This window comes from Enterococcus caccae ATCC BAA-1240, from assembly GCF_000407145.1.
Taxonomy (GTDB): Bacteria; Bacillota; Bacilli; order Lactobacillales; family Enterococcaceae; genus Enterococcus_L; species Enterococcus_L caccae.
The window spans coordinates 1016584-1029922 of sequence record NZ_KE136472.1 but is presented as its reverse complement, the minus strand read 5'-3'; the positions used below and the strand labels follow the sequence as shown (position 1 = coordinate 1029922).

Annotated in this window: 12 protein-coding genes; 10 read left to right on the top strand and 2 right to left on the bottom strand. The window is 36.3% G+C overall.

Annotation, left to right across the window (positions count from 1 at the left end; genetic code table 11):
• Positions 1 to 6: 6 nt before the first annotated feature.
• From I580_RS04570 to I580_RS04560, 3 genes are read left to right on the top strand one after another with little or no spacing between them, the layout of a single operon-like run.
• Positions 7 to 1893 (top strand): ABC-F family ATP-binding cassette domain-containing protein, encoded by a 1887-nt coding sequence (locus I580_RS04570; RefSeq protein WP_010772475.1) that lies wholly within the window; start codon positions 7 to 9, stop codon positions 1891 to 1893.
• A gap of 12 nt (positions 1894 to 1905) precedes the next feature.
• Positions 1906 to 2853 carry a thymidylate synthase gene (locus I580_RS04565; protein WP_010772476.1) on the top strand — a complete coding sequence of 316 codons (948 nt, stop codon included), beginning with the start codon at positions 1906 to 1908 and terminating at the stop codon, positions 2851 to 2853.
• Between the two features lie 18 nt (positions 2854 to 2871).
• Positions 2872 to 3372 carry a dihydrofolate reductase gene (locus I580_RS04560; RefSeq protein WP_010772477.1) on the top strand — a complete coding sequence of 167 codons (501 nt, stop codon included), beginning with the start codon at positions 2872 to 2874 and terminating at the stop codon, positions 3370 to 3372.
• 135 nt (positions 3373 to 3507) lie between these two features.
• Here I580_RS04560 and lexA read toward each other — a convergent pair whose 3' ends face one another.
• A complete protein-coding gene (gene lexA, locus I580_RS04555) occupies positions 3508 to 4128 on the bottom strand; it encodes a transcriptional repressor LexA (protein ID WP_034860350.1) in 621 nt (206 codons plus the stop codon).
• 306 nt (positions 4129 to 4434) lie between these two features.
• Between lexA and I580_RS04550 the strand changes: the two genes are divergently transcribed.
• The 3 genes from I580_RS04550 to I580_RS04540 all read left to right on the top strand — a co-directional run bounded on the left by I580_RS04550 (position 4435) and on the right by I580_RS04540 (position 8022).
• The gene (locus I580_RS04550; protein ID WP_010772479.1) at positions 4435 to 4677 is read left to right on the top strand and encodes a DUF896 family protein; all 243 of its coding nucleotides are present in this window, start codon (positions 4435 to 4437) and stop codon (positions 4675 to 4677) included.
• Positions 4678 to 4775: 98 nt separating this feature from the next.
• Entirely contained in the window at positions 4776 to 6770 is a 1995-nt protein-coding gene (tkt, locus tag I580_RS04545) for a transketolase (protein ID WP_010772480.1), read from the top strand.
• A 394-nt stretch (positions 6771 to 7164) separates the two neighbouring features.
• Positions 7165 to 8022 (top strand): glucosaminidase domain-containing protein, encoded by an 858-nt coding sequence (locus tag I580_RS04540; protein ID WP_010772481.1) that lies wholly within the window; start codon positions 7165 to 7167, stop codon positions 8020 to 8022.
• A 57-nt stretch (positions 8023 to 8079) separates the two neighbouring features.
• Here I580_RS04540 and I580_RS04535 read toward each other — a convergent pair whose 3' ends face one another.
• The gene (locus I580_RS04535; protein ID WP_010772482.1) at positions 8080 to 9075 is read right to left on the bottom strand and encodes a 4-hydroxy-3-methylbut-2-enyl diphosphate reductase; all 996 of its coding nucleotides are present in this window, start codon (positions 9073 to 9075) and stop codon (positions 8080 to 8082) included.
• Positions 9076 to 9413: 338 nt separating this feature from the next.
• Between I580_RS04535 and cysK the strand changes: the two genes are divergently transcribed.
• The 4 genes from cysK (at position 9414) to I580_RS04515 (ending at position 12982) form a co-directional block, all read left to right on the top strand.
• Entirely contained in the window at positions 9414 to 10343 is a 930-nt protein-coding gene (cysK, locus tag I580_RS04530) for a cysteine synthase A (protein ID WP_010772483.1), read from the top strand.
• Positions 10344 to 10546: 203 nt separating this feature from the next.
• On the top strand, positions 10547 to 10984 hold the full coding sequence (perR, locus tag I580_RS04525; RefSeq protein WP_010772484.1) for a peroxide-responsive transcriptional repressor PerR: 438 nt from the start codon (positions 10547 to 10549) through the stop codon (positions 10982 to 10984).
• A gap of 13 nt (positions 10985 to 10997) precedes the next feature.
• On the top strand, positions 10998 to 11378 hold the full coding sequence (locus I580_RS04520) for a RidA family protein (RefSeq protein WP_010772485.1): 381 nt from the start codon (positions 10998 to 11000) through the stop codon (positions 11376 to 11378).
• 254 nt (positions 11379 to 11632) lie between these two features.
• Entirely contained in the window at positions 11633 to 12982 is a 1350-nt protein-coding gene (locus I580_RS04515; RefSeq protein WP_010772486.1) for an NADH oxidase, read from the top strand.
• Positions 12983 to 13339 lie beyond the last annotated feature (357 nt).

The window sequence follows — 13339 nt, the reverse complement described above, 5'->3', positions numbered from 1 at the left end:
GAGCAGATGAATGAGCTAAAAGTAAACGAATTAACTAAAACGTATGGAGAAAAAACATTATTTGATGCGATTTCTTTCCATATTCGTGATAAAGACCGGGTTGGTTTGATTGGTACCAATGGAACAGGAAAAACTAGTTTGCTGAATATCCTTGCTGGTAAAGATAGCGGAGATGGTGATAGTCAGTCAATTCAACAACCCAATGATTATCAAATTGGTTATCTTTCTCAAGACAAAGAATTTGATCCAGAATTAACGGTTGTTGAAGCAGTTTTCCAAGGTGAAACTCCAATTATTCAAGCAGTCAAGAACTATGAGTTGGCCTTGCTTGCGCTAGCTGAGGATGGTCTAAGTGTTGGGGCTCAAAAACAATATGCCCAAGCAGAAGAACGTATGAATAAAGAAGATGCTTGGACCGCTGATACAGATGCTAAAATTATTTTACAAAAGTTAGGTATTGAAAATCTGCACAAAAAAATAAGTGAACTATCAGGTGGACAAAAGAAACGTGTTAGTCTTGCACAAGTATTGATAGAATCTCCTGATCTTTTATTATTAGATGAACCAACAAATCATTTAGATTATGAAGCCATTAGCTGGTTAGAAAGCTTTTTAAATGGATACCGTGGAGCAATTTTGATGGTGACACATGATCGTTACTTTTTAGACCGTGTCACAAATCGAATCTTTGAACTATCGTTTGGAAAGTTGTACGAATATAAAGGAAATTATGAAGCTTATATCATCGCGAAGTCTGAACGTGAACGAGTTGGTATCGAGCAAGAAGAAAAGAGAAAACAGCTTTACAAAAAAGAGTTAGAATGGATGCGCGCAGGAGTGAGAGCGCGAGGAACTAAACAACAAGCACGTCAAGATCGTTTTCATGATCTTAAAGAAAATCTACATCAAGTCAATCAAAAAGGACAGTTGGAAATTGATGTTGCAACACAAAGATTAGGTAAAAAAGTTTTAGAAATCAAGGATGGATACTATCAAGTCGAGCTTAAAACGATTCTAAAAGAATTCAATTTACTTGTTCAAGCAAGAGATCGAATAGGGATTACTGGAAAGAATGGGGCTGGAAAATCGACTTTGCTAAATATTCTTGCTGGACGTTTAGAATTGGATAGTGGAATGTACTCAATTGGAGAAACTGTTAAATTAGCATACTACACGCAACAAAATGAGGCTATGGACCCCAACCAACGGATGATTTCTTATTTACAAGAGGCAGCAGAACAAGTGCAGCGATCAGACGGAACAACTATAGGTGTTGCCGAATTACTAGAACGATTTTTGTTTCCTCGATTCATGCATGGAACAGTTATTGGAAAACTTTCAGGTGGTGAAAAGCGTCGGTTATATTTGTTAAAACTTTTGATTGGTCAGCCGAATGTGTTATTATTGGACGAGCCGACGAATGATTTGGATATCGATACATTGACAATTTTAGAAGATTATATTCAGACGTTTAAAGGTGCCGTTATTGCTGTTTCTCATGACCGTTATTTCCTTGATAAAACGATGGATAAACTTCTCGTGTTCGATGGTGAAGGTCAAATTACTACTTATTTCGGATCAATGAGTGAGTATTTAACAAAAATTACGCAAGAGTCGAGAAAGATAACTAAAAACGAAGCGAAACCAGCTAAAGCAATTGAAAAGAAAGAAAAAACGAAATTGACTTATATGGAACAAAAAGAGTGGGACTCGATCGAACTAGAGATTAGCTCACTCGAAGAACGAGTGGCACAACTGACAGAAGAGATGAATCATCAAGGAGATGATTTTACAACTTTACAACAACTTCAGACAGAGTTATCAACGGTAGAACAAGAGCTAGAAGAAAAAATGGAACGCTGGGAATATTTGAGTGAATTTGCAGAAAATTAGGAGGCAGTAACTATGGAAGAAGCATATTTAGCATTGGGCCGCAAAATTTTAGATGAAGGTCACTTAAAAGAAGATCGTACTGGAACAGGTACACGTAGTATTTTCGGTCATCAGATGCGATTTGATTTATCAAAGGGGTTTCCACTTTTAACGACAAAAAGAGTACCGTTTGGATTGATCAAAAGCGAACTTTTATGGTTTTTAAATGGGGATACAAACATTCGTTATTTGCTACAGCATAATAACCATATTTGGGATGAATGGGCTTTTGAACGATATGTTAAGAGCGAAGATTACCATGGACCTGATATGACAGATTTTGGTCGAAGAGTATTAAAAGACGAAGAGTTTAAAGTACGTTATCAGAAAGAACATCAAGAATTTTGCGACAAAATCTTAAATGATGAAGATTTTGCCTCTAAACACGGCGAATTGGGCAATATCTATGGTGCACAATGGCGTCATTGGGAAACAAAAGAGGGTGATTTTATCGATCAGTTAAAAAATGTGATTGATATGATCAAAAAGACCCCTGATTCTCGTCGGCTGATTGTTTCTGCATGGAATCCTGAAGATGTACCTTCAATGGCTTTACCACCTTGCCATACAATGTTTCAGTTTTATGTGAATGATGGGAAATTAAGTTGCCAATTATATCAACGTAGCGGAGATGTTTTTCTAGGCGTACCGTTCAACATTGCTAGCTATGCATTGTTGACTCACTTGATTGCCCATGAAACAGGGTTAAAGGTGGGAGATTTTGTTCATACCATAGGAGATGCACATCTATACACGAATCATATCAATCAAATGAATGAACAACTTAGTCGGGATATTCGATCTTTCCCTAAGTTGAGACTTAATCAAGATAAAAAATCAGTATTTGACTTTGAAATGGAAGATATCGTTATAGAAGGATATGATCCTCATCCTGCCATCAAAGCGCCAATTGCCGTTTAATTTGAAAGGAGTTTCCCTATGTTAGCAGCCATATGGGCACAAGATGAAAAAGGAACGATTGGAAAAGACGATCGCTTACCTTGGCATTTGCCAAATGACTTGAAATTTTTTAAACAAATGACCGAAGACAATACGATCGTTATGGGAAGAAAAACTTTTGAGGGAATGGGGAGCCGTCCATTACCAAATCGCCAGACGATTGTTCTAACTAGAGACCGAACATACCACGCAAAAGGAGTTCTTGTCTTTCACACTGTCGAAGAGGTACTTGAATATGCAAAAACATTTGCTGGAATTACATTTATTGCTGGTGGTTCAGCTGTGTATGAGGATTTTTTACCTCATTGCGATGTACTTTACCGTACGGTTATTCATCATTCCTTTGATGGGGATACAAAATTCCCTCCTGTCGCTTGGGAAGAATGGACCTTGATCAACTTAAGTGAAGGGGAAAAAGACGAAGAAAATAACTATGATTACCAGTTTGAAACGTATCAGCACAAAGTCACGGCAGAATAAAGGTAATTTTTAGCTTATGAGATGGTGGTTCACCTGAGCCGCTTTTTCATAAGTTATTTTGTTATACATGTGTCGTATTCAAAATAAGGGGATAAATAAAAAACCATACTGGATTTCCAATATGGTTTTATTACTCTAAATATGATTGCGGTATAATCCTACGACTTTCCCTAAAATACTTACATTATTTAAAATAATTGGATCTAAAGCATCGTTTTCTGGCTGTAGACGAATGTGATCCGTTTCTTTAAAGAATCGTTTACATGTCGCTTCATCTTCGTCAGTCATGGCAATAACGATATCACCATTTGATGCGGCACTTTGTTTACGAACAATAACTTGATCACCATCTAATATTCCGGCATTGATCATACTTTCTCCTCTGATTGTTAGCATGAATAAAGCATTTTCTTCCGCTCTTAAATCAGGTGGTAGAGGGAAAAAGTCTGAAGCTTCTTCAACAGCCAAGATAGGTTCACCAGCGGTCACCACTCCAAGCATCGGAATAACTGTTGGTTTCACGCCGATTCTGTCCAAACCATCTGTGGTCAATTCAATTGCTCTTGGTTTAGTAGGATCTCGTAAGATCAACCCTTTTTTCTCTAAACGTGCTAAATGGCCATGAACAGTGGAAGTTGAAGAAAGATCTACTGCTTTTCCGATTTCTCTTACGGTAGGGGGATAGCCTTTAAGTTCGACTTGTTCATATATATATTTTAATACTTCTATCTGTCTTGTGTCTGTACGTTTCACCAAAACCCGCACCTTCTTTCGATTTATAATTTTAGTGTACCATAGTTTTATACAGGAATCAAACAAGCGTTCGTGTTTTTTAGAAAATTATTTATACCTGAATTTTTTTAAAAAATAGTGACATTCAAAAAAGTAATTTTAGTAAGCAAATGCAATCGTATCACTTTTTTAATAAGAATATAGTTGTATTTTTTGTGCTCATCTTATAAGATAGACATGGAAAGTAAACCTGTCTATCTAAATGGGCTAACCAGTCGGAAAAAGCTTGAATGAACTGTTCAGTTTTTAAAATAAGGAGGCAAAAAATATATGTTATCGTCAGAAAAAATGAGTCGCATCAATGAGCTTGCCAAAAAAGCGAAAGAAAATGAATTGACTGACAAAGAAATAGAAGAACAAAAAGGACTTCGACAAGAATATCTGGCAGCTTTCCGTGGAGGGATGCGTCATCATATTGAAGGAATGAAAGTAGTCGATCCTAAAGGAAATGATGTAACGCCAGAGAAGTTAAAAAAGATTCAAAAAGAAAAAGGACTACACAATAGAAAATAATTTTAGTTTTTTTTACTGAAAGTAATTGCTTTCATAAAGGAAATACGCTAAAATATACTTAATAAAGGTAAAAAAAACCTAAATAGGAGATGATTTTTTTGTTCGATAACACTGATCAGTTAGGCGTCAACACGATTCGTACATTAAGTATTGAAGCAGTACAAAAGGCAAATTCAGGACATCCTGGATTACCAATGGGTGCTGCCCCTATGGCTTATGCACTTTGGACAAAACATTTAAAAGTAAACCCAAAAACGTCAAGAAATTGGGTAGATAGAGATCGTTTCATCCTTTCTGCTGGACATGGTTCTGCAATGCTATATAGCTTACTTCATTTAGCAGGCTATAACGTAACAATGAACGACCTTAAAAATTTCCGCCAATGGGATAGTAAAACGCCAGGTCATCCAGAAGTACATCATACGGATGGCGTTGAAGCAACGACTGGACCTTTAGGACAAGGAATCGCAATGGCAGTTGGTATGGCAATGGCTGAAGCGCACACTGCTGCAGTGTATAATCGTGATAGTTTTCCAGTAGTCGATCACTATACGTATGCTCTATGTGGTGATGGCGATTTAATGGAAGGTGTTTCCCAAGAAGCAAGCTCAATGGCGGGACACATGAAACTAGGTAAACTGATTGTGTTATATGATTCAAATGATATTTCTTTAGACGGACCAACATCAAAAGCATTCACGGAAAATGTTGGTGCTCGTTACGAAGCATATGGTTGGCAACATATCTTAGTGAAAGATGGTAATGATTTAGAAGAGATTTCTAAAGCAATTGACGTCGCAAAAGCTGAGCTAGATAAACCAACATTGATTGAAGTGAAAACAGTTATCGGTTATGGCGCTCCAAAAGAAGGAACATCTTCTGTCCACGGTGCCCCAATTGGAGCGGAGGGAATTACTGCTGCTAAAGCTGTCTACGGCTGGGAATATCCTGATTTTACAGTTCCAGAAGAAGTTGCTACACGTTTCAAAGAAACAATGGTAGATGAAGGTGAGAAAGCTGAAGCTAATTGGAACAGTATGTTTGATAACTACACCAAAACACATCCTGAATTAGCAAAACAATTTAAACAAGCTTTTGCAGATGAACTACCTGAAAATTGGGATAGTGAATTACCAACATATGAAGTTGGTTCAAGTGCAGCTAGTCGTGTAACAAGTAAAGAAACGATCCAAGCAATTTCTAAAGCTGTTCCAAGTTTCTGGGGGGGATCTGCTGATTTATCAGCATCAAATAACACGATGGTCGCTGCTGAAAAAGATTTTGAACCAGGTCAATATGATGGACGTAATATTTGGTTCGGTGTTCGTGAATTTGCAATGGCCGCAGCAATGAATGGGATTCAACTACACGGAGGAAGCCGTGTTTATGGCGGAACTTTCTTTGTATTTACAGATTATCTTCGTCCTGCTGTACGTTTGGCAGCTATTCAAAATACACCTGTTACGTATGTATTGACACATGATTCTGTAGCAGTTGGAGAAGATGGACCGACACATGAACCTGTTGAGCAATTAGCAAGCATACGTTGTATGCCTGGTGTTCAGGTTATTAGACCAGCTGATGGAAATGAAACGGTTGCTGCTTGGAAAATTGCTATGACAACAAAAGACGCTCCAACAGTGTTAGTTTTAAGTCGTCAGAATTTACCTGTTATTGAAGGGACAAAAGAACATGCAGTAGAGTCTGTTCAAAAAGGTGCATATGTAATTTCTAAACAAAAAGGTGAACAACCCGAAGGTATTTTGATTGCAACAGGTTCAGAAGTGAACTTAGCGATTGAAGCCCAAAAAGCCTTAGCAGAACAAGGAAAAGACGTTTCGGTCGTTTCAATGCCAAGCTTTGACTTATTTGAAAAACAAACTGTAGAATACAAAGAATCTGTCTTGCCTAAAGGTGTCACTAAACGTGTAGCGATAGAAGCTGCTTCGCCGTTTGGATGGGAGCGTTATGTTGGCACAACGGGTACAACTGTGACCATCAATCATTTTGGCGCTTCAGCTCCTGGTGATTTAGTCTTGAAGGAATTTGGATTTACAGTTGAAAATGTCGTGTCAAAATATAATAGTTTATAAATAAAAGAAATTTAATTGTGAGAAAAGCAAAAATCCTATTTCGGGGGATTTTTGCTTTTTTGTGAATGTAAGCAATTTTTTTCGAAATTGTATGAATATATTAGTAGAATATGTTAAATGTTTTTGTCATCTAAATGTAATAATTGCAATGTTTTTTCGTTTATTAAAAAAATGTTAATAAATAGAGTAAATAAGGATTTCTGTTAGAAGAGCCAAGGGAATAGCAGACAACATGTAAACTCTATGGAACAAATATAAAGTTAACCTATAAAACAAAAATTTCAGCTTGATTACGCTAATTTTAAAACTTCAAATTTCAGGAGTAAATAATTGTTTATAAAAATAACCCCTAGTAGAATGATGATATGATGTTCTATTGAGGAGGAACAAATGAATGGACGAGATCAGAACAAGAAGTAGTAGACACGAGCAAAAAATGTATAAAAATAATCACAAACGAATGGTATCTGTGATTGGAACTTCCCTAGTATTTCTTCCAATCGTAGGTAATTTATTGCCTTTAGGTGTAGAAGCTACAGAAGCAGAAACACAAGGAGCAGTTTCTCAACAAGCATTTATTGATTCTATTGGCTATTCAGCTGCCTCTGTGGCTGACGCAAATGATTTATATGCTTCAGTCATGATTGCACAAGCATTACTAGAAAGTAGTTATGGCACTTCAGGTCTAGCTGCAGCACCAAATTATAATCTGTTTGGTGTGAAAGGTAGTTACGGTGGCCAAACAGTTTATATGCCTACAGCAGAGTATTTGAACGGTGAGTGGGTCACTGTAACAGAACCGTTTAGAAGTTATCCATCATACACAGAGTCGTTTCAAGATCATGCTAACGTTCTCAGAACAACATTAGCTTCAAGTGGAAATTATCATTATTCTGGCGTATGGAAAAGCAATACAACGAGTTATATGGATGCAACAGCTGCATTAGCTGGACGCTACGCAACGGACCCTAACTATGCTAGTAAATTGAATTGGTTGATCTCTGCCTATGGTTTAACTGCTTATGATAGCGGAAATACTGTAGCGAGCACAACTTATGAAAGTCAGTCTGGAGATCAAGCTACAATTGGACAAAGCAGCGCCACTGCTTCTGGACAAACGTATACAGTTGTTTCTGGTGACACACTTTGGGGAATTGCAGAAAAATTTGGTGTTTCTGTGGATCAACTTATGGCTTCAAATGGTATCACAGCCGAATTGATTACAGTTGGTCAAGTATTACAAATAGTATGAAAAATAAAGCAATCAGCACTTGGTCATTCAAATGACCGTTTGCTAATTGCTTTATTTTTATCTTTTTCCTGATCTTAACTCCTCTAATCGACGTTGACGATTTTTAGTTAGATCCTTTATTCTAGGTCTAGGTAAGATCGCATCAGATGTTGTCTTTGAATCCATCTTATGTGTTTCAGAATTGTTTAAATCAAACTGTTTTAAATAGTCAAGAACTTCACGGACAATTTGAGTTGGAGTAGAAGCACCAGCTGTTACTGCTATTTTTTCAACACCATCTAACCAAGAAGGGTCTATTTCTGAAACATCTGAGATTCGGTAGGCCGGGACCTTAGCTTGTTCGATAGAAACTTGAGCTAAACGGTTACTATTGTTACTTTTAGGATCACCAACAACAAGTGTTAAATCACAACCTTCCGCTTGCTCAACTACCGCCTCTTGACGAACTTGAGTAGCTTTACAAATATCCTTATGAATTAGCACGTTGGGGTATTTTTTTTGAATTGAATCCATCAACTCACCAACATCCCATTGACTCATTGTTGTTTGATTTGTCACAAAAATTTTATCTGCGATTAGTTTTAAATCAGCAATATCTACTTGATTGGCAACTAAATGGACATGCTCTGGAGAAACACCAAACGCCCCTTCAGGTTCAGGATGATTTTTTTTACCGATATAAATAATTTCATATCCTTCTGCAACTTTTTTTTCAATTAACTCATGTGTGATCATCACATCAGGGCACGTTGCATCAATAACAGTTAATCCTTTTTCAACTGCTAATTGTTTTACTTTTGGCGATGTTCCGTGTGCTGTGAAAATAACAGTTCCTTGTGTTACCTTCGTTAGAATCTCTTCACGATTTTCTCCGTCTAGTGTATGAATCCCAATACTTTCAAATGCGTCTGTCACATGTTTATTGTGTACAATCATCCCTAATATGTAGATTGGCCGTGGTAAATCTTCATCAAGAGAAGCATTTCGAGCGATGACCATTGCATCAATCACACCATAACAATACCCCCGTGGGCTAATATTGACAATTTCCATAAATGATTAACTCTCCTCTTTTGAATAAATGATATCTTTTTATTGTATCCTATTGCAATCTCAGCTTCATAATTTATATAGTCAGTTAGACAATCCATAGTTTATTATAACTAAACGTTGAGAAAAATGAAACGAAATAAAGGGCTTTACTATGGTAGCAGGAGTAGAAATACAGAACTTTTAAATAGTCTATCTGATTTAATAGTAATATATAACATCGATATTGGTTAAAGTCTTTATAATAATAGCAAATTGATAGTCAGATGAGTTCATTTAGGCTATTATAAACACAAGAAAGTTTTTTACCTGTAGGAAATACGAAAATGGAGGACTAGACCATGACTCAAATTTTTAATTCTGTGACCGAATTGATTGGCAAAACACCGATTGTAAAATTAGGGGACATCGTTCCCAATGGAGCAGCGGATGTTTTTGTAAAACTTGAATTTTTTAATCCAGGTGGAAGTGTAAAAGACCGAATCGCTTTGAGTATGATTGAAAATGCTGAGAAAAGTGGGCAGCTTAAAGTTGGTGACACCATTATAGAACCGACAAGTGGAAATACTGGTATTGGTTTAGCAATGGTTGGGGCAGCAAAAGGGTACAAAGTTGTTATTGTTATGCCAGATACCATGAGTATCGAACGTAGAAAATTGATGCAGGCATATGGGGCTGAATTATTACTGACTCCAGGAGCAGAAGGGATGAAAGGGGCAATCGCTAAAGCTTCGGAACTATCTGAAAAAGATGGTTACTTCATGCCAACGCAATTTGATAATCCCGCTAATCCTCAAGCGCATGAAAAAACAACTGGAAAAGAGATCCAAGATGTTTTTGGTCCAGGTGGATTGGATGCATTTGTAGCTGGAGTAGGTACAGGCGGCACCATAACTGGTGTTGGGAAAGAATTAAAACGCGTTTATCCTAAAATTGCAATTATTGCTGTTGAACCAACAGAATCACCAGTCTTAGAAGGCGGTGCTCCAGGTCCTCATAAAATCCAAGGAATTGGGGCAGGTTTTATTCCAAAGATTTTAGATACTGAGATTTATGAAAGTATTCTTGCTGTTTCTAGTGAATCTGCAATGGAAACGGCTCGTCAATTAGCTGTTCAAGAGGGGTTGCTGGTAGGTATATCTGCTGGTGCTGCTGTTAATGCAGCAATCGAAGTAGCAAAAGAATTAGGAACAGGGAAAAAAGTATTAACGGTTATTCCAGATAATGGAGAACGTTATTTATCAACAGCTCTGTATGATTTTCCAGAATAATATATCACAATAAAGAGGAAGTTAGTTTTTTAGCTTCCTTTTTATTGTGAGCGCAAATCTATGCACAAAAAGTATACAATTTATTTATAATTCACAAAAAGTAGAAATAAATTGGGTATTTCTTTTACTATTTGCGTAATTATTCTTGTCAAGTTAGATTAGAAATAGTATCATCTAGTAAAGAAGACTAGGAGGGGAACCAAATGGATAACATATTGGTAAAGAATGCACTTGAAGAATTAAAAGAAGCCAATATTCGTATTACTCCTCAAAGATATGCGATATTAGAATATCTAATTGAGAATCATAGCCATCCAACTGCCGATGAAATTTATCGTTCATTAGAAGATCGTTTTCCGAATATGAGTGTTGCGACTGTTTATAATAATTTACGTTTGTTTACGGATATTGGTTTTGTACAAGAGATGAGTTACGGTGATGCATCTAGTCGTTTTGATTTTAGTTCTAAAAAACATTATCATGCCATTTGCCAAAATTGTGGTAAAATTGTTGATTTCCATTATCCAGGTTTGGAAGATGTGGAAATGGCAGCAAGTAAATTGACTGGTTTTGAAATTAATGAACATAGATTAGAATTATACGGTTTGTGTCCAGACTGTCAAAAAGCAAAAAAAGATTGAAATGAGGAGTAAAATGAAGTCAATTAATACGAACAAGGCACCAAAAGCAATTGGTCCTTATGTGCAAGGAAACATTGTGAATGGTTTATTATTTGCCTCAGGTCAAGTTCCTTTAAGCCCTGAAACAGGGGAAGTTGTTGGAACAACTATAGAAGAGCAAACAAAACAAGTATTGAAAAATATTGCGGCGATTTTAGAAGAAGCAGGAAGTGATTTTGATCATGTCGTAAAAACAACTTGCTTTTTAAAAAATATGGATGATTTTGTTACTTTCAATGGAATTTACGCAGATGCTTTCATCAATCAGTTGCCTGCTCGTTCTGCAGTAGAAGTGGCCCGCTTACCTAAAGATGTTCTTATTGAAATAGAAATTATTGCAGAAATAATTGAATAGCAATTTAATTTCACAAGCTGAGAAACTAGAGTTTCTCAGCTTTTTTTGTTGATAAAGTAACGTTTATAACTAATGTGTTTATTAATTAGATGAAAAAAGAATTAAAAATAGGGGAGTTTGTGAAAAAATATCTTTGCGATTCACAAGCAAAGAACTCGAATGTGGGCTTTCACTTTGTTATATTTTTACTATACCACCAGACTCATAGAAAGTTTGATGGTGAAAAATTTAACTTGAAAGAAGGGATTTACAAAATGAAAGTCGTAGTCGTAGGATGTACGCATGCAGGAACAGCTGCAGTCAAAAGTATTTTAACAAATCACCCAAATGCGGAGGTAATCGTTTATGAACGAAATGATAATGTATCGTTTCTATCATGCGGTATCGCTCTATATGTTGGAGGGGTAGTCAAGGAGGCTGATAGCTTATTTTATTCTAGTCCTGAAGAATTAGCGTCTCTAGGTGCTACAGTTAAAATGGAACATGAAGTCGAAACAATCGATGTTGATCATAAAACAGTAACTGCTAAAGATTTACGCACTGGTATTGAAGAAACCGTTTCATATGATAAATTAGTTATGACAACAGGTTCATGGCCAATTATACCGCCAATCAAAGGGATTGAAGCTGAAAATATTTTATTATGCAAAAACTTTAATCAAGCAAATGTGATAATCGAACGTGCGAAAGATGCTGAAAAAGTTGTCGTAGTCGGCGGCGGGTATATTGGTATCGAATTAGTTGAAGCGTTTGTTGAATCAGGTAAAGAGGTTACCTTGATTGATGGCTTAGATCGTATTTTGAATAAATATTTAGATAAACCTTTCACAGATGTTTTAGAAAAAGAACTTGTTGATCGAGGAGTTACGTTAGCACTGGGTGAAAATGTACAAGAATTTCAAGCTGATGCAAGTGGACATGTGAATAAAGTAATTACTCCTAGCCAAGAATTCGATGCAGACATGGTGATTATGTGCGTTGGTTTCAGCCCAAATACAACATTACTTAAAGATAAAGTAGATATGTTGCCCAATGGTGCGATTGTGGTTGATAAATATATGAGATCAAGCAATCCTGATATTCTTTCTGCTGGTGATAGTGCAGTTGTACACTATAACCCAAGCAATACAACGAATTATATTCCGTTAGCTACCAACGCTGTTCGCCAAGGGATGTTAGTTGGTTACAATTTAACAGAAGAAAAGCTTGCATATCGTGGAACTCAAGGAACTTCTGGTCTGTACTTATTCGGTTGGAAAATTGGTTCAACTGGTGTTACTTTAGAAAGTGCAAAATTGAACAATTTAGATGTAGCGGCAACACAATTTGAAGACAACTATCGTCCAGAGTTCATGCCGACAACTGAAAATGTAATGATGGAATTAGTCTATGAAAAAGATTCAAATCGTATTGTTGGAGGACAATTAATGTCTAAATATGATATTACTCAGTCAGCAAATACGTTATCTTTAGCTGTTCAAAATAAAATGACGGTTGAAGATCTGGCATTGTCAGATTTCTTCTTCCAACCACATTTTGATCGTCCTTGGAATTACTTGAATTTATTAGCACAAGCCGCGTTGAAAGATATTGCAAATAATTAATAATCCATGAGGTTGGTAAAAAAGCGCAATTTCCAAAGGAACTACTTTTTTTACCATCATTTATTCCAATTTTGAGAGACTGATACATAACTTAAATAGTTATGTATCAGCTCTTTTTTAGTTTCGGAAGTAGGGTATTTCACTTTTTAAGTGTATTTTCGCGAAAATCAATAGGTAAAATGGATACGAGATTAGACGCTGAAGGTCAAAAAAAGGAATTGATCGTTCTTTAGTGGTATTTTAGTTTTACTATTTATATTCGGGAAGAAATAAATCAGTATTGGAACCGTAGCTAATGCATTTTTCATAGGACTGTTAATGGTTATTTGGAATAAGAACATTCGTGAATCAACAATC

Coding starts and splice junctions, on each gene's coding strand:
- cysK (WP_010772483.1), top strand. CDS start 9,414: ATGACTCAAATTTTTAATTCTGTGACCGAATTGATTGGCAAAACACCG.
- I580_RS04515 (WP_010772486.1), top strand. CDS start 11,633: ATGAAAGTCGTAGTCGTAGGATGTACGCATGCAGGAACAGCTGCAGTC.
- I580_RS04570 (WP_010772475.1), top strand. CDS start 7: ATGAATGAGCTAAAAGTAAACGAATTAACTAAAACGTATGGAGAAAAA.
- perR (WP_010772484.1), top strand. CDS start 10,547: ATGGATAACATATTGGTAAAGAATGCACTTGAAGAATTAAAAGAAGCC.
- I580_RS04565 (WP_010772476.1), top strand. CDS start 1,906: ATGGAAGAAGCATATTTAGCATTGGGCCGCAAAATTTTAGATGAAGGT.
- I580_RS04550 (WP_010772479.1), top strand. CDS start 4,435: ATGTTATCGTCAGAAAAAATGAGTCGCATCAATGAGCTTGCCAAAAAA.
- I580_RS04560 (WP_010772477.1), top strand. CDS start 2,872: ATGTTAGCAGCCATATGGGCACAAGATGAAAAAGGAACGATTGGAAAA.
- I580_RS04535 (WP_010772482.1), bottom strand. CDS start 9,075: ATGGAAATTGTCAATATTAGCCCACGGGGGTATTGTTATGGTGTGATT.
- I580_RS04520 (WP_010772485.1), top strand. CDS start 10,998: ATGAAGTCAATTAATACGAACAAGGCACCAAAAGCAATTGGTCCTTAT.
- I580_RS04540 (WP_010772481.1), top strand. CDS start 7,165: ATGGACGAGATCAGAACAAGAAGTAGTAGACACGAGCAAAAAATGTAT.